Source organism: Pseudomonas sp. NPDC088444, from assembly GCF_044900175.1.
Classification (GTDB): domain Bacteria; phylum Pseudomonadota; class Gammaproteobacteria; order Pseudomonadales; family Pseudomonadaceae; genus Aquipseudomonas.
Map to the genome: position 1 here is coordinate 238,032 of NZ_JBJDNK010000004.1, position 16,333 is coordinate 254,364.

General features: G+C 61.0%; 15 protein-coding genes. 9 read left to right on the forward strand and 6 right to left on the reverse strand.

Going from position 1 to position 16,333, the window contains the following annotated elements; all coding sequences use genetic code 11:
- Positions 1 to 8 precede the first annotated feature (8 nt).
- The 3 genes from ACI2KB_RS10210 to ACI2KB_RS10220 all read right to left on the reverse strand — a co-directional run bounded on the left by ACI2KB_RS10210 (position 9) and on the right by ACI2KB_RS10220 (position 3,336).
- A complete protein-coding gene (locus ACI2KB_RS10210; protein WP_404634006.1) occupies positions 9 to 902 on the reverse strand; it encodes a PA4780 family RIO1-like protein kinase in 894 nt (297 codons plus the stop codon).
- Between the two features lie 232 nt (positions 903 to 1,134).
- Positions 1,135 to 1,941 carry an AraC family transcriptional regulator gene (locus ACI2KB_RS10215; RefSeq protein ID WP_404634008.1) on the reverse strand — a complete coding sequence of 269 codons (807 nt, stop codon included), beginning with the start codon at positions 1,939 to 1,941 and terminating at the stop codon, positions 1,135 to 1,137.
- A gap of 117 nt (positions 1,942 to 2,058) precedes the next feature.
- Positions 2,059 to 3,336 carry an acetyl-CoA C-acetyltransferase gene (locus ACI2KB_RS10220; RefSeq protein ID WP_404634010.1) on the reverse strand — a complete coding sequence of 426 codons (1,278 nt, stop codon included), beginning with the start codon at positions 3,334 to 3,336 and terminating at the stop codon, positions 2,059 to 2,061.
- A 107-nt stretch (positions 3,337 to 3,443) separates the two neighbouring features.
- On the opposite strand from ACI2KB_RS10220, the gene ACI2KB_RS10225 reads away from it, so the two are divergent.
- From ACI2KB_RS10225 to ACI2KB_RS10255, 7 genes are all read left to right on the forward strand, one after another.
- Positions 3,444 to 4,799 carry a 3-oxoacyl-ACP reductase gene (locus ACI2KB_RS10225; protein WP_404634012.1) on the forward strand — a complete coding sequence of 452 codons (1,356 nt, stop codon included), beginning with the start codon at positions 3,444 to 3,446 and terminating at the stop codon, positions 4,797 to 4,799.
- Positions 4,800 to 4,835: 36 nt separating this feature from the next.
- A complete protein-coding gene (locus ACI2KB_RS10230; RefSeq protein ID WP_404634014.1) occupies positions 4,836 to 5,693 on the forward strand; it encodes a MaoC/PaaZ C-terminal domain-containing protein in 858 nt (285 codons plus the stop codon).
- Between the two features lie 191 nt (positions 5,694 to 5,884).
- A complete protein-coding gene (locus ACI2KB_RS10235; RefSeq protein ID WP_404634016.1) occupies positions 5,885 to 6,190 on the forward strand; it encodes a nucleotide pyrophosphohydrolase in 306 nt (101 codons plus the stop codon).
- Positions 6,187 to 6,936 (forward strand): methyltransferase domain-containing protein, encoded by a 750-nt coding sequence (locus ACI2KB_RS10240; protein WP_404634018.1) that lies wholly within the window; start codon positions 6,187 to 6,189, stop codon positions 6,934 to 6,936. The genes ACI2KB_RS10235 and ACI2KB_RS10240 overlap by 4 nt, the downstream gene beginning before the upstream one ends.
- Before the next feature lie 20 nt (positions 6,937 to 6,956).
- Positions 6,957 to 7,586: a DUF4136 domain-containing protein gene (locus ACI2KB_RS10245; RefSeq protein ID WP_404634020.1), complete on the forward strand. Its 630-nt coding sequence runs from the start codon at positions 6,957 to 6,959 to the stop codon at positions 7,584 to 7,586.
- A 27-nt stretch (positions 7,587 to 7,613) separates the two neighbouring features.
- Positions 7,614 to 8,180, forward strand: coding sequence for a DUF4136 domain-containing protein (locus tag ACI2KB_RS10250; protein WP_404634022.1), 567 nt, complete (start codon positions 7,614 to 7,616; stop codon positions 8,178 to 8,180).
- Positions 8,181 to 8,486: 306 nt separating this feature from the next.
- Entirely contained in the window at positions 8,487 to 10,349 is a 1,863-nt protein-coding gene (locus tag ACI2KB_RS10255; RefSeq protein WP_404634024.1) for a TadG family pilus assembly protein, read from the forward strand.
- A 93-nt stretch (positions 10,350 to 10,442) separates the two neighbouring features.
- On the opposite strand, the gene ACI2KB_RS10260 is transcribed toward ACI2KB_RS10255, so the two are convergent.
- Both ACI2KB_RS10260 and ACI2KB_RS10265 read right to left on the reverse strand, forming a co-directional pair.
- Positions 10,443 to 13,217: an ATP-binding protein gene (locus tag ACI2KB_RS10260; RefSeq protein ID WP_404634026.1), complete on the reverse strand. Its 2,775-nt coding sequence runs from the start codon at positions 13,215 to 13,217 to the stop codon at positions 10,443 to 10,445.
- Positions 13,207 to 13,665 carry a TadE/TadG family type IV pilus assembly protein gene (locus ACI2KB_RS10265; protein ID WP_404634028.1) on the reverse strand — a complete coding sequence of 153 codons (459 nt, stop codon included), beginning with the start codon at positions 13,663 to 13,665 and terminating at the stop codon, positions 13,207 to 13,209. Before ACI2KB_RS10265 ends, ACI2KB_RS10260 begins: the two co-directional genes overlap by 11 nt.
- A 75-nt stretch (positions 13,666 to 13,740) precedes the next feature.
- Here ACI2KB_RS10265 and ACI2KB_RS10270 point away from each other — a divergent pair, with 75 nt between their 5' ends.
- Positions 13,741 to 14,211, forward strand: a complete 471-nt coding sequence (locus ACI2KB_RS10270; RefSeq protein ID WP_404634030.1) for a prepilin peptidase — start codon at positions 13,741 to 13,743, stop codon at positions 14,209 to 14,211.
- A gap of 224 nt (positions 14,212 to 14,435) precedes the next feature.
- A complete protein-coding gene (locus ACI2KB_RS10275) occupies positions 14,436 to 15,200 on the forward strand; it encodes a response regulator (protein WP_404634032.1) in 765 nt (254 codons plus the stop codon).
- Positions 15,201 to 15,652: 452 nt separating this feature from the next.
- On the opposite strand, the gene ACI2KB_RS10280 is transcribed toward ACI2KB_RS10275, so the two are convergent.
- Positions 15,653 to 16,312, reverse strand: coding sequence for a DUF2931 family protein (locus tag ACI2KB_RS10280; protein ID WP_404634034.1), 660 nt, complete (start codon positions 16,310 to 16,312; stop codon positions 15,653 to 15,655).
- Positions 16,313 to 16,333: the final 21 nt, after the last annotated feature.

A 16,333-nucleotide genomic window follows, 5' to 3' on the forward strand; every position in this document is an offset into this window, starting at 1 on the left:
TCAGTTCATCACTGCATCCAGGGCGGCGTAGGCTCTTCGGCCTTGCCCGGTGGCGCGTCATCAGCCTGCCGTGCGGCCTGACGCCGTGCCTCATCCCGCTGGGCCGCCTCAATTTCGCGCAACACGCCTTTGACGTCGGCCTGGTTGGTCGGATCGTCGAAATGGCCGGTCAGCACAGTGGCGGGGGACAATGTGCCCGCCTGATAGTGAGACCACATTTCTTTGGCGAACCGGGTTTTCTTCAGTTCAGGGGCGAAACGACCGAAGTAGGCCGCCATGTTGCCAACATCCCGCTCCAGCATGCTGAAGGCATGATTGTTCCCTGCTGCATCGACAGCTTGTGGCAGATCGATGATGACCGGGCCGTCAGGTGACAACAACACGTTGAACTCCGAAAGGTCACCGTGCACCAGTCCGGCACACAGCATGAGCACGATCTGCTGAATCAGAAACGCGTGATATTCCCGGGCCTGATCCGGTTCGAGGGTGACGTCGTTCAGCCGTGGCGCCGCATCGCCGTAGCCGTCCGAGACCATTTCCATCAACAGCACGCCGTCGAGGAAGTCGTAGGGTTTGGGCACCCTGACGCCCGCATTCGCCAACCGGAATAGCGCAGAAACTTCAGCGTTCTGCCACGCGTCCTCGCTTTCCTTGCGTCCGAATTTTGAACCTTTGGCCATGGCGCGCGCCTCGCGGCTACCACGAACCTTACGGCCCTCCTGATATTCCGAGGCCTGCCGGAAACTGCGTTTGTTCGCCTCCTTGTAAACCTTCGCGCAGCGCAGCTCTTTGCCACAGCGCACCACATAAACAGCTGCCTCTTTGCCACTCATCAGCGGGCGCAGCACTTCGTCTACCAGACCGTCTTCGATCAGGGGTTCAATGCGTTTGGGAGTCTTCATCAGCTTTTATTCTGGGTCCTTCGTTGCCAAACACGCGATCGTTGCTCGTTATACGGCAATCCTCTGCCAGCGAGTAGGGGCATGTGGAATGCAGTCATGGATTCAATTGCAGCCCATACGTTCCCTGAATTGAGGCAAGCACCTTTCATGCCGCGGCACAGCATAAACCAGCGAATGGATCACCACAGCGACAGAGTGAAAGCAGATGTGCGCGCACCGCCTGCCGCCTTGTTCAAGGCCGGAACAGATCCCCCGGTGTAAAACCGAAGAGCCCCTTGAACGCGGCAATGAACGCAGACGTTGAGTCATACCCACAATTGAGGGCGGTGCTCGTCACGCTGTCGCCCTCTTCCAGCGCGTTTAGCGAGGCGAGCAATCGCGCGCGTTGCCGCCAGCCTCTGAAGCTCAAACCGGTTTCCCGTTGAAACAGGCGCATCAGGGTTTTTTCAGACATGCTCAGGCGTTGCGCCCAGTCGGTGAGCGTGATGTCTTGCCCCGGCTCTTCGACCAGTTCCTGGCACAACATTAACAACCGGGCGTGGCGTGGCAACGGCAAAGAGAAACCGACTTCAGGCAGGCTCGCCAATTGATCGAGCAGCACGCGAACGAGGCGCGCAGGCTGGCTGTCCCCCTCGGGATAATCGACGGGCAGCAGACAAAAGGCTTTGATCAGCTCTCGGGCCAGAGGCGTGACTTCCAGCACCCGACAACGATCCGGCGCCCACAATGAATCTTGAGTCCGCACGTAGAGGCTGCGCATCTCAGCACGGGTCGAGGTGACGACTTCGTGATCCAGCCCTGCCGGAATCCACACACCCCACTGCGGCGGAGCGAAGAAACTGCCCTGCTCGGTATGGACGCCGAGAACACCGCTGATAGCGTAGGAAAATTGCACCCAGTCGTGACGATGTGTCGGCGTCCACGACCCCGCGCTCAAGCTCTCGGCGCGGGCGTAGAGCGGGCGTGGCAAATCCGCCAACACTGGAATGAGCCGCTCGGTCTGGGGACTGCGGGAGGGGGAATGTCCTTTGCTGGGCATGGGCGCGTCTTTTGTCGTGGAACGGCAGTGTACGTGATCCCATGCTAGCCCGCTTCTGCCGAAGGCGTAGGAGCGTGGCCTGCCCCGGGCCACGCTCCTACGGGCTGACGCCCAGAATCAGCGCTCCAGAATGGCAGTCACGCCTTGCCCACCCGCTGCGCAGATCGAAATCAACCCACGGCCCTGCCCCGCCACGTTGAGCAATTTGGCGAGGTTGGCAACGATGCGCCCTCCCGTCGCCGCAAACGGATGGCCTGCCGCCAATGAGCTGCCTTTGACATTGAGTTTGCTACGATCAATGGACCCCAGCGGCGCATCGAGCCCCAAACGGGTTTGGCAATATTCGGCGTCCTCCCATGCTTTCAGCGTGCACAGCACTTGGGCAGCGAAGGCTTCGTGGATTTCGTAGTAGTCAAAATCCTGCAACGTCAGACCATTGCGGGCCAGCAAGCGCGGCACAGCGTAGACCGGTGCCATGAGCAAGCCCTCTTCGCCACGGACGAAATCCACCGCAGCGGCCTCGCCATCGCGCCAGTAGGCCAACACTGGCAAGCTGCGCGCTCGCGCCCACTCCTCACTGGCCAGCAGCACGAGCGAAGCGCCGTCAGTCAGCGGGGTCGAGTTGCCTGCTGTCAGCGTACCTTTGGCGCTGCGTTCATACGCAGGCTTGAGGGACGCGAGCTTTTCCAGGCTGGCGTCGACGCGCAGGTTGTTGTCGCGCGTCAGGCCTCGGAATGGCGTCAGCAGATCGCTGTGCCAGCCCTCGACGTAAGACGCCGCCAGTTTCTGGTGGCTTTCCAGTGCCAATTGGTCCTGAGCGTCGCGTGGAATCTGCCAGGTTTGCGCCATCAACTCGCAATGCTGCCCCATGGAAAGGCCGGTGCGCGGTTCGCCATTGCGCGGCAATTCGGGTTTGAGGTTGCGGGGGCGTAGTTGAGTCAGCGTCTTGAGCTTGTCGCCCGTGCTTTTCGCGCGATTGATTTGTAACAGAATCTGCCGCAAATCCTCGTTCACGCCGATGGGTGCGTCGGAGGTCGTATCGACGCCACCTGCAATGCCGCATTCGATCTGGCCCAATGCGATCTTGTTGGCCACCAGCAGCGCCGCTTCCAGTCCGGTGCCGCAGGCTTGTTGCAGATCGTAGGCAGGGGTTTGTGCGGACAAGCGCGAGCCCAGTACACACTCGCGAGTCAGGTTGAAATCCCGGGAATGCTTGAGCACAGCGCCCGCCACGACCTCGCCCATGCGTTGGCCGTGCAGGTTGTAACGCTCGATCAAGCCTTCAAGCGCGGCGGTCAGCATGTCCTGATTGCTGGCGGTGGCGTAGGCGCCGTTGGAGCGGGCGAACGGAATCCGGTTACCGCCGACGATAGCCACGCGACGTGTCTGAGTCATTCAAATCTCTCCTTCTTGCTCCTGCGGGATTCGGTGTATGCAGCGTAGGACTTTCTTCACCAGCGTGTGGTCCACTGGTTTGAACCCTGACTCAAGGAGCGCGTTCCATGGCATCTGATCGCTACATTGACTTCGCCAACTCAGACATCGGCCGTCGGCTGGTAGGCGCTGTGGGACTGCCTGCTCCGGCGCGTCTGGAACGTTGGCAAGCCGGGCGTCTGCGGCCTGTCGAGGGTGCGCTGCTGTTGAGTGGAGGCCCTCTGGCCGAGCGAGTCAGCAGTTTTGCCCCGCGCATGACCGATTTGCTCTTCAGCTTCGGCAACGAGGTCAGCGGCGCCCACCCATGGACCGCCGAGCAAGGCGCGAAGATCAAAGCCGTGGTGTTCGACGCCAGTATGATTTTGCACACGTCACAACTCGGTCAATTGCGCGAGTTTTTCCAGCCGGTCCTGCGTCAACTGGAACACAGCGCCCACCTCGTGATTCTCGCTCGCGCGCCGGAGACGCAAACCGACCCTTTGGCGGCCAGTACGCAGCAAGCCATCGAAGGCTTCAGCCGCTCACTGGCGAAGGAAATGCGCAACGGCGGCACGGTCCAGTTGCTGCAAATCGAAGACGAGGCCGAGGACCAACTGGAAGGCGCATTGCGCTTTTTCCTGTCGCCCAAGAGCGCATTCATTTCCGGGCAGGTGATTCGTCTGAGTGCTTGCGCTGCGAAGGTTCAGGACTGGAGTCGCCCACTGGCCGGGCGCAAGGCGTTGGTCACAGGTGCCGCACGGGGCATTGGCGCTGCGATCGCAGAAACCCTCGCGCGCGATGGCGCCGACGTTGTGCTGCTCGATGTGCCACAGGCCAGGTCCGATCTGGAAGCGCTGGCAGCACGCCTTGGCGGTCAGGCGCTGATGCTGGACATCTGCGCGCCGGATGCTGCCACGCAATTGATCGAACAGGTGCCGGGCGGGCTCGACATCGTGGTGCACAACGCGGGCATCACGCGAGACAAGACCCTCGCCAATATGACCGCCGATTTCTGGAACTCAGTGCTCAATGTCAACCTCAACGCGCCGCAAGTGCTGACTCAGTCGCTGATCGACGCGGGTGCTCTGCGGGACAATGGCTGCGTGATCCTGATGGCCTCGATCAGCGGGTTGGCAGGCAATCGCGGGCAAACCAACTACACCACCAGCAAGGCCGGGTTGATTGGGCTGGCACGGGCATTGGCACCGACCTTGAAGGCGCGTGGCATCAGCATCAACGCCGTCGCGCCCGGTTTCATCGAAACCAGCATGACTGCGCACATGCCGTTCGCGCTGCGTGAGGCCGGACGACGCATGAGTTCACTGGGCCAGGGCGGTCTGCCGCAAGATGTCGCCGAAGCCGTTGCGTGGTTGAGTCAGCCCGGCAGCGGCGCAGTGAGCGGCCAAGTGTTGCGCGTGTGCGGGCAAAGCGTCATCGGCGCCTAAAAAACCTGCCACAAGCGGCAGATGAGGAGAGACGTGATGGGAACACACTGGCGCTATCTGGACACCCCACCCGCTCTGCCGGGCCTGTTCATGCAAGCGGCGTTGCGGCGCAAGGTCCACGGCACGCACCTGCCCGATCAGGGGTTGCGCTGTTGGGTGTCGGTGGACCCCGACAAGGTCAAAGCTTTCGCCAACGTCTGCGGCTTTATTCCCGGCAGCCTGCTGCCACCGACCTACCCCCATGTGCTGGCGTTTGCGTTGCAGATGAAGCTGCTGACCGACAAAGACTTCCCCTTTCCACTGCTGGGGCTGGTGCATTTGCAGAACCGCATCAGTATTCGCAGGCCCCTGGGCAGTGTGATCAAGGCTCAGGTCAGCGTCCGCCTGGCCGACCTCAAGCCCCATGCCAAAGGGGCGACGTTCAGCCTGATCACCCAGATCGATGACGCCTTGGGCCTGCTTTGGGAGGAAGAGAGCACCATGCTGTGTCGGGGTGTGCAGATCGCAGGTGAACCCGATGGGACGTATGAACCGGCGCCCTTGCCCATGAGCGAGCTGGCCACCTGGTACGCGCCATCGGACATCGGCCGTCAGTACGCCAAGGTCAGCGGCGACTACAACCCGATTCATTTGAGCGCCAGCAGCGCTAAATTGTTTGGTTTCCCGACCGCCATCGCCCATGGGATGTGGATAAAAAGCCGTGCATTGGCGGCGCTGGACGATCATTTGCCCGCCTCGAATGTGGATATCTCGGTGACGTTTCAAAAGCCGGTGCGCTTGCCCGGCGAAGTGACGTTGTCAGCCAGCACGGCGGGGTCTCATGGGCAATTGAGGCTGGAGGGCAAGGAAGGGATCGTGCACATGGTGGGGAGTTGGCAGCCTGCAGGGGAGTAACGCCGACGACAGATTTTGCACACGACGCGTTATCTGTAGCAGTCCGGCTTGCCGGCGGTGGCGTCCTCAAAACCGCTACCGCCGGCAAACCGGACTGCTACAGGGGTTTGCACCGTTCTGAATTTACACCGACTTCACTTGATTCCTCCCCTCATCCCCCTGAAGCTACGCACCTTCAGGAGACCCGCCCCATGAACCTCGACGAACTCATCCAGCGCCTGCACCACATCCGCGATACCAACGATTGGCGGCCATTCCACAGCCCCAAGAATCTGGCCATGGCCGCGAGTGTGGAGATGGCCGAATTGGTGGAGATTTTCCAGTGGAAAACCGAGGACCAGTCCCGTCAATTACCGGCGGATGAACTGGCCCATGCGGGTCAGGAAGTGGGCGACATCATTCTCTATCTGCTGCTGATGTGCAGCGAACTGGGTCTGGACATGAACGAAGTGGTTCGCGCCAAGCTGGCGGACAGCGAGCGGCGTTTTCTGAAATGAGTGATCGTCACTTCGACCAATTGGCGACGCGCTTTGCCGAAAAAATCTATGGCGGCGCGAAGGGCGCGATTCGTCTGGCGGTTTTGCAGGCGGACCTGAACGAAAGCCTGCCGGATCGCCCCTTGCGCGTACTGGACATCGGCGCAGGGCTGGGCCACATGTCGCTCTGGCTGGCGCAGCAGGGCCACGATGTCACACTGGCCGAGCCTGCCGAGCCGATGTTCGAAGGGGCACGTCAGCGCTTTTCAGATGCCGGACAGACAGCAACGTTCATTCAGGCGCCATGGCAGGATCTGCCAAATCTGCTGAACGAACCCTACGACCTGGTGATCTGCCACGCCGTGCTGGAATGGCTGGCCGAGCCTTTCACGATCCTGCCGGTGCTGCGCCAATTGACCGCCGCCGAGGGCTGGTTGTCTCTGGCGTTTTACAACCGTGACGCGCTGATTTATCGCAATCTGCTCAAGGGCCATTTCCGCAAAATGCGCCGTAACACGCTGGCCGGTGAAAAACAGAGCCTGACGCCGCAAGAACCCCTTGATCCGCGCGAATTAGCGGCGCAACTTGAAGGTCTGTGGCGAGTCGAAACCCAGAGTGGCGTTCGGGTGTTCCACGATTACATGCCGGTGGAATTCCAGACCAAGGCCGATCTGGCGGACTTGCTGGAAATGGAACTGGCCCATCGGCGCCACCCGAGTTTCGCCGGACTGGGACGTTATCTGCACTGGATGTGCCGACCCGTTTGAGGCTTTCTGCGGAGACCACTATGAAACGCCGTCTCGCTTCGCTCACACTGTTCTCGACCCTGGCACTGGCTGCCTGTCAGAACCAGAACCCTTACACCGCCGTTTCCGCCGCGATCCCGCCTGCCCCGCCGCAAGCGGCCAATGCCATCGACATGAGCGCCTACCCGGCCGCACCAAGAGATTATGGGCGTTATCGCAACTGGACCTGGCTCAACGGCCAGTTGCCACCGGGCACCCAGTGGGCGGATTCAGCACAGGTGGCGGAGGCGGTGAGCAACGGCCTGGATCAGCGCGGCCTGCGCCCTTCGCAGAACCCGCAGGCGGCAGACTTGCGGGTCGCGGCTGACACCCGTATCGAAACCCGTCTGCGCCAGGTGCGCGACGATTATTACGATCCGTACTATGGCGGTGCCGGGGTGGGCTACTACAACGGCTATCGTCACGGTTACGGCGGATACGCCACCGTACCGGTGGTGCGAACCTACCAAGAGCAAGTGGTCGTGGTGAACATCAGTCTGTTCGATGCCCGCAGCGGCCAACCCGTGTGGAGCGCCAGTGCCGAGACCGGCAGTGGCGGCGATCAGTCCGATCGCGCCAAAGCGTTGCGTCAGGCCGTGCAGCGCGCTTTGGCCGCCTATCCCCCTGCGTAACCTGTTACGCGCTTCTGGAGAACCATCATGCTCCGCTGTATCGCTGTCGTGTGTGTTGCCCTGCTGCTCGCCGCCTGCCAGACCGATCGCGTCAATCGCGATTTCGACGCACAGCGCGACTTCGGCGGGTACAGAACCTGGGCCTGGAAAGAACCGGGCCTGCAATATCAACCCAATGACCCACGCATCAAAAGTGACCTGACCGAACAACGCATTCGCCAGTCGGTCAGCGAACAACTCGACCAAAGGGGTTTGCGCATGGCGGCGCCCGGCGCCAAGGCCGATGTGCAGGTACAGGCCTGGCTGATCGTTGAAAACCGCCAGCAAATGGTCACCACCAACTACGGCGGTGGCGGCTATTGGGGCAACCCGTGGGGCGGTTACTGGGGCGGCCCGATTGGCACCGAAACGCGTAACGTCGATTACAAGGTCTCGACGCTGCAAATCGACATGCTCGACGGCAAGGACGGCAAACTCGTCTGGCGCGGCAGTACCGAACAGGTCGTGAACGACGGCAGCGCCAACCCGGCTGCACGAGAACTGGCTTTGCGTCAGACCGTGCAGAAAATCCTGCAGCAGTATCCGCCGCATTGATGGATAGCAGACCGATACATAATTGTCGGTCTGCCCGATACCCTGTGGGAGACAACCGATCGCGTCGGTGCCGTGCTGACGCGCGGCAAACACAGGACCCTGTGGGAGCGAATTCATTCGCGAAGCGGAGTGTCAGGCGACGTTGATGCTATGGCTGCCGACGTCTTCGCGAATGAATTCGCTCCCACAGGGAACCGGGACCCCATCAACAGGCCCGAGCAACATCTTTCTCCCGGCACACTCCCTGCGCCCCAACTACACTCCCACCCCGGGTGAGTAGCGATGGCGTAGCCGAAGGAGTGCTGGATGTCTCCCCTGAAATCTCCCTGCGCGCGCCGGGACCGGCAGCGTGGTGCCATAGGACTGCTGGCCGCGCTGACCATGGCCCTGGCGCTGTTGTGTACGCTGGTAGTGGTCGACAGCGGTCGGTTGTTCATGGAAAAACGCACCCTGCAACGGGTCGCCGACATGGCCGCACTGGAAGCGGCGAGCCTGAACGGCGTCTGCACCGGCAGTAACACCGCCAGCACCTACGCCACTCAGAGCGCCACCCGCAACAGCTTCACCGTCACAGACAACACACGTACCCTCACTACCCGCTGCGGCACGCTCAGCACAGGTTCGAACGGCCTTCGCACCTTCACGGTCGATGCAACCAAAACCGATGCGATTCAAGTGGTGGTCAGCCATACCGTATCACGCAGCATCGCGGCAGGCATTGGCGCGATGTTCGACACCAACCCCACACCCTCCGACATCCAATTGACCGCCGTGGCCGTGGCGACCCCGGCCTTGCCGCCGCTCGCGCAGTTGACGATCAACAGCTCGCTAGCGACCGTGGACAGCACGCAAGCCGGGTTGCTCAACACGTTGTGGGGCGGGTTGCTCGGCGGCACGCTCAACATCTCGGCGGCGGGCTGGAACGGACTGGCCAACGCCAACATCAACCTGCTCAGTTACCTGAATCAACTGGCGATCGACGTCAACGCCCAGGCCGGCAACTACACCTCACTGCTGGCCACCAACATCTCCGTCAAACAACTGCTTACGACGGCTGCCACCGTGCTGCCGCAAAACAATTCCGCCGTTCAGACAGCGATCAGCGGCCTGCTCAGCGTCAGCACCATTGCCAGCGGCACGACGATCAAACTGCAAGACCTGCTGAACCTGCAAACCGGCCTGCCATCCTCCGCTCTCAATGCCAACCTGAACGTGTTTGGGTTGTTGCAGGGCTTCGTTCAAGTGGCCAACAGCAACAGCGGGGCCTACGCCACGATCCCCGCCAACGTGTTGGGGCTGGTGGGGTTGAGCACCAAGGTGAAAATCGTCGAACCCTCTCAACTGTCCGCCGCCGGGGATCCGCGACTGGCGACCGCCAACAGCAGCGACCCCAATCAGATTTACGTGCGCACCGCGCAGGTGCGCACATTGACGAGCGTGGATTTGAGTTCGCTCAGCCCGGTGCTCAATATCGTCAGCGGATCACTCAACACCCTGCTCGCGCTGCTCAGTGCAGACGTCCAGATCGCACCGGCGCCGCTGTCGCTGGACATCAGCCTGGAGGCCGCCAGCGCCAGTAGCCATGTGACCGGCTATAGCTGCTCGTCCGACGCCACCAAAACACTGGCAGCCGACACCAATACAGCGCTGGTCAAACTCAAGGTCGGCAAAATCGACAGCAGCACGTGGAGTTCTTCGGTGGCTGATCTTCCGGCGCCGCAGGAGTTGGTGCTGCTGAATATTAGGACAGGCAACCCGAGGGTCGATTACGGGGGCGGCGGCGTGGGTTTGTTGGTCAACCTGCCGGTCGCAGCGAACAGGGCAACGCTGAATTTCGCTCAGCCTGCCGAAATCGGCGCCACCCCGTCGCCCGTACTGTCACTCAATGGCGACCCGAACATCGTGACCAGCCTGGGCAACAGCCTGAGCAACCCGGTCGTGCTGCACTCGGCCACCAACGCAGGCTTGCTCGGCCTGGTGATCAACGCCGTGACCTCGCTCGTGAATGGCTTGGTCAGCACCGTCACGTCAATCGTCAGTGGCCTGATCGGCCCATTGCTGGACCCGTTGCTGAACCTGGTGCTGAAAAACCTCGGCGTGAACATCGCTAACGTCAACGTGGGTGCCAACCTCAGTTGTCACCCGGCGCAGGCGGTGTTGGTGATTTGAATGCGCGCCCTCCCCCGTAGGAGCGCGCTTGCCCGCGACCCCGGACGATCGCGGGCAAGCCTCGCTCATACGCCCTTCGGGCAGAAACAGGTCTTAATCCCGCGCAATCGGCAACGCGATCCGGAAACACGCCCCTTCGCTGGCGTTGCTCACGCTCAGCCGCCCCCCCATTTGCTCGACGATGCCATAACTCACCGATAACCCAAGCCCGGTGCCGACGCCCACGGGTTTGGTGGTGAAGAACGGCTCGAAAATCCGCTCCAGCAGACGCGGATCGATGCCGCCACCGTTGTCCTCGACGATCAACCAAAGGGTCTGATCGTCCTGTTCCACGTGCAGCGCGATCCAGGGTTCCAGCTCGGGGGTCTTTTCTTTCTTGGAAAGCAGCGCATCGCGGGCGTTGACCATCAAGTTGATCAGCACCTGCTCTAGCTGGTCGACGTGCCCGCGCACTTGCACGCGAGGCCCCGGTTCGCCTACCCGCAACTCGACGCCCTTACCTTTCATGCCCTCGGTGAGCATGTTCAGGGTGCCATCCACGGCATCAATGGGGTCGAACAGTTGCTGTTCGATTTCCGAACGACGCCCGAACACCCGCATGTGGTTGACCACCCGCGCCGCGCGTTGCACCTGGGTATCGATGCGGTTCAGTTTGTCGGTCAGGTATTCGACGTCGGTGTCGCCATTGCTCAGGCGTTTGAGCACGTTGACCACCGCCATGCGCATGACGTTGAGTGGCTGGTTGATCTCATGGGCCAAACCGGTGGCCATTTCGCCAAGGGTGGCCATTTTCGCACTCTGATTGAGTTGCATGCGCGTGCGACGGATTTCCGTGTTGTCGCGGCCCACGGCCTGGATCTCCACCAGCTTGCCGCTGTCATCAAAAACACCCCGATCCGCCCAGACCCACCAGGCATGCTCACGGCCTGGCAACTCCAGACAAATCTCGGCGGTGCTCATCGGCGCCTCCGGCGTCAGTTCGTCGATACGCCGCAAGAACGCCTCTTTCTGCTCGGCAGAGAACCAGTTGCCCAGATTGACGCCCGGCAGTTGTTGCGGCGTGCATTCGAGGTAGTCGGCCAATGGGCGGTTACCGAAATTCAGTATCAGATCCGGCGTATAGCGGCAGATCATCGCGGGCGAGTCTTCGACGAGAATCCGGTAGCGCTCCTCGCTCTCCCGCACACGCTCAGTCGCTTGAGTCGCTTCTGTGACGTCCAGCCACAATCCGACCGCCTCCACCGGCATGCCCAGATCGTCACGCAGCAAACGCGCTTCATCCAGCAGCCAGTGGTATTCGCCTTTCTTGTCGCGCAGGCGATAGCGGCAACTGACCACGCCTTCGCGCAGCAACTGGCGAGTGCGCTGGAACCAGATATCGCGGTCGTCGGGGTGGACGTATTGCGTGAGCAGACCCTCAGCGCATTCGGCCTGGGTCCAACCCAGTAACGGCGTGAGGCTGGCGCTGAAGAAGGTGGGCTCCAGACTGCCCCGGTCATAGCCGAGCACGTAGATCACGGCCGGTGAACTGGCGATCAGGTTATCGAGCCGGGCGTGGGCGGCGGCGGCCTGGATTTCCTGGTTTTTGATGTCGCTGACGTCGAGCATGAAGCCCAGCACCCGCCGGGCCTGCCCGCTGACCAGCACCTGCCCCTGAATCCGCAGCCAGACCGGAGGTTGGGCCGGGTCTTCTTGCTGCAAGCGCACGCATGACAACATGGGTGTGCCGCGATCACGCAACAGCCCCAGACGGCTTTCCAGCTCATGGCGGTCCGCCGGGTGAATCAACTGCAACCACTGCGTCAACGGCAGCACATCGCTGCTGCCCGGCAAGCCCAGCGTGCGGGCCAGTTGTGGCGCCAACTGCACCTCGTCGCTGTCCGGCAGGAATTCCCACCAACCGGTGCCCAGCAAGTCCTGCAACACCGCCAGACGCTCAAGTTGATGACGATGCGCCTGATCGGCGTGCCGATACAGAATCGGCCCTGCCAACGCCGAGCAGAGGTTCATCCATTCGCGCTCGCCCAGTTCTGGCGCCTGTCGCGCGGCGTTGTAGAAGCCGAACAACAGCCAGGCCTTGACCGAGCCTTCCTTGTGATGGGGCAGCAAAAATCCGTCGGCATTGCCAAAAGCGCTTTGCAAGTGGACGAGTTGAGTGGGCTCGCCAAAATCGATCTGATGGGTCTGGGTGCTGACCAACGCGTCCAGATCGGTGCCCAGCCGCTGGCCGTCCTGCCACAATTGCGGGGCGGTCTGGGCGTTGAACTGCGCGTAGATCCGCCAGCCTGCGCCACCCGGTTCGGCCAATGCCAGCGCCAGGCAAGGCACGCGGTAACTCTGGGCCAGCTCTTCAAGCTGTTCGGCGGTCACGGCCTGTAACCGGTCGACATGGCAACCACGCACTTTTTCCGCCAGTTGCCCGGCCAGTCTCAGGCACTGCTGACGGCTTTGGGCGACGTTCGCCTCCTCCATCAGATCGCCGATGTCCAGCAGTTGCAGCAGCCATTTTTCGCCCTGCGCCTGGACCCAGCCCCGAGTGTGCAGCACCTGACCATTGGGGCGCCGGAAGTCCAGATCGAGCATGTGCCCGTGCCACTCTTCCGGCGCACCTTCCACCACCAGCGCACTGCCAGGCATCAAATAGCCCATCAGACGCTGTGCAGGCGTGACCACCGCAGCCAGCCCGAGCGCGTTGCGCAGCGGTTTGCTGATGCCCGTCACACGGCCCTCCTCGTCCAGTTGCATGTGCCAGTCCGCAATCACCGACGCAGGCTCGACAACCGCAGGTTCGGGCTGTTTTTTCGGCTCGTGTTCGGCAGGCGCCTCGCGTCCGAGCCAACGATTGAGAATTTCGTTTTTAAGGGGCAAGTTGCAGGCTCGCTTGGGCAGAGAGGTAGGTCGGCAGATTCGGTACGTCACCGATTCCGGGGAGTGTTAAAACGGGCACCACTTGGGTCAGTTTGCTTCTGGGGTAGTTGATGCTGACTTGAAGCAATTTGCCGTCAAAGCTGACCGACGTATCGGACGCCACGCTGAACGCGAACGGCGTGGGTATCCACGACAATTGGGTGGTCAGGGCTTGCGTGGCCTGATTTTTGACCACGGTGACGTAACCCGAAACGCTGGGGCTGATCGCAACGCCCTGGCGCACGGCCTCGGCCGCAGCGTTGTTGAACGACTGCATCAGCAGCAGGGGCAAGCTGTAGGTCAGAAGGCCATAGAACACGGCAAAGAAAATCACGAACACCACCGCAAACTCGATGGCGGCTGCGCCTTTTTGTTTTCGAGGGGGGAATATGCGAGGTGTCCTGCGCATGCCGACGTCTACCCTGACAGTGCTACCTTGCAAGGAGCATAGATTCTTTCCGTAAAACAGGACGTTTTTTAGCCCATGAATTTACTGATCCTGCTGCTGTGGTTTGCCGCCTGCGCCGACCAGGATGCTCGGCACAGAAGGGTTTCCAACGTGTTGACCCTCGGTGGTGCAGCGCTGGCGCTGGTCTACCTGCTGATGAATGGCAGCACGTGGCTGGGCGCCTCAATGACAGAGGCAAGGTGGGCGGTACTGTGGGCGCTGTTACTGACACTGCCCGGCTACGCGTTGAAGAAACTGGGTGCCGGGGACGCGAAGTTGCTGGTCACCGTTGCGCTGACCAGCGATCAGCTTCATGTGCTGGGCACATTTGTCGGCGCTGGATTCACCAGTTTGATGTGGCTGCTGCTGCGTCAAAAAATCTGGCCCCATCTGGCTCAAGGGGTTAGAAACCGTTATCCCCAGCTCGCCCCCGAGCCGTCAAACAAACAGCCGTTCGTGCCCTTCCTGTTCACCGGTTTTTTGATGACGACACTCTGTCTTTCCTGAGCTCGCATGCGTAGCAGCACGGCCGTGCTGCTACAGGAAAATCGGTAGATCGCCCCCATGCATCTCCCACTAGTCGAAATGCCATCTCATGCTATGTACATAGTCCAAAAGTGAGTCTAGGTTTAGTCCTACGTCCGGGCAGAGAACTGTCCTACAGTGGATTGCCATAAGGATAGGCATGGCGCCGGACCCGGTTCAGCCGTAGTCGCAGCAGGGAGTCGCGCGTGAACAACCATCCCGCTTTAAAGATTCTGATCGTCGACGATCAGCCCCTCATCGTGGATGAGATCCACGAATTTCTGGAAAACAGTGGCTACCCGTGCGTGCCCTGTTACTCAAGCCGCGAAGCCCTCGAATGTTTTCGCGAAGACCCCACCGTCGCCATCGTGCTGTGCGACCTGGACATGCCCGGCATGAACGGCATCGAACTGGTCGAAGCCATGAAGCGCGTGGCAGGGAAAACGCGGATCTTCGAATCCATCATGCTCACGGGCCGCGCCGAGAAGCAGGACGTGATCAAAGCCCTGCGCGCGGGGATCGCCGATTACTACCAGAAGCCGGTAGACCTGAACGAGCTGCTCGACGGCGTGCGGCGTCAGGAAGAATCACTGGAAGAACGCGTGAAGAACGTACAGCACCTGGGCCATCTCAACGACAAACTGCAATTTCTGGCGGCGTCCATCGACGATCTGTGCCAGGACCTGGACAAGTCGCGGCAACTGGCTCAACCGGCGCTGGCGGACAGCGAGGGCGATGTGCAAATCCCGTCCATTTTCGAACAGCTTTCCCCCCGCCAGCTCGATGTCGCCAAACTGGTGAGCAAAGGCAAGACCAACTACCAGATCGCCTGCGAGCTGGGCATCACCGAGAACACCGTGAAGCTTTACGTTTCACAAGTGCTGCGCCTGACCCACATGCACAACCGCACGCAACTGGCGCTGGCATTGTCCCCCACCGCGACCGCGCGAGGGCGGGTGACGGCGCACTAAAGCCTGTGGGGAACTACCGGCCGCTCTGGCGCGCAGCCAACACATTTTCCCTGTAGGAGTGAGCTTGCTCGCGATTGAGGTCTGGCCATCACAACTGCAGTGACTGACCCTATGCCATGGCGAGCAAGCTCACTCCTACAGGGGATCGTTGTCTAGTCGTCAGGCGATTCCCATTTCGGGAGCCCGATCAATTCCCCCACCGCCCCGCTGCCAGACGCGCTCCCGCCCTTCTTCTGTTCATAGAAGTCGGGGATCGGGTGCTGGTAGTTGTTCAACCAGTGCTGCTGATCAGTTTTGCGACCTCAATATCGGCCAGATTCCCATCCACGTTCAACTCTCTGTATCGCCCGATTGCGACACTGTACCCGCCGAGAACAAACGCGAGTGCACACCCCATTAACGCGTTGAGCGTATTCATCGTCATGGAGGATGCGACGGCTGGCGATGCCTCGTTACCAAGAGCCATAGGGGATGCCAAATTTGTCGATGTATGCTCGCGACTCAGGCTCTAACTCCAGGGCGTACCTTCCGTTGGTACGTCCCAAGTCAGGGCCTTTGTCGACTACTCGACCTTGCACGCGGCTGACTTCAATTGCATCAATACAAACCCCCATCAACCAGGTCTTAACAACGCCGCCCGGGGCCAGCCCAATGACCAGATTCTTTCTGTAATCATCGATCCAGACCTGACTTGCACCGCAATATGTTTTTCCACCCTCGTGCATTGAGCGCTGTATCGACTCAGGAATTTCTACATAAGCCTCGTAGGTTTGTGGCTCTGCCAGGGATTGCCAGCGCACGTAAATCTGACGAGGGACATCGGCGCGCCAGACATGCTTCCCCGCCCCATCTCCCGGCTGCTTGGTCCAACCTCTCGGGTTTCCCCTCAGATTAGGTGGCGTGTGAATGGCCGCCACGCCACTCATGGCGCGCCTGAAAACCCGACCTTTGACGTCGACCACATTGGCGGTTTCGATCCAGACCTCCATGTAGTTGGGCGCCAGAAAGCCCAGTCGCCACGCGTCATAAGGCAGCTCTACTCCATAGTCATTAACGTGGCTGCACCCGCCGAGAACCATGGCGAGTGCGCACCCCAAAAGCGCTTTCACCATGGGTGATCCGCTGGCTGGCGA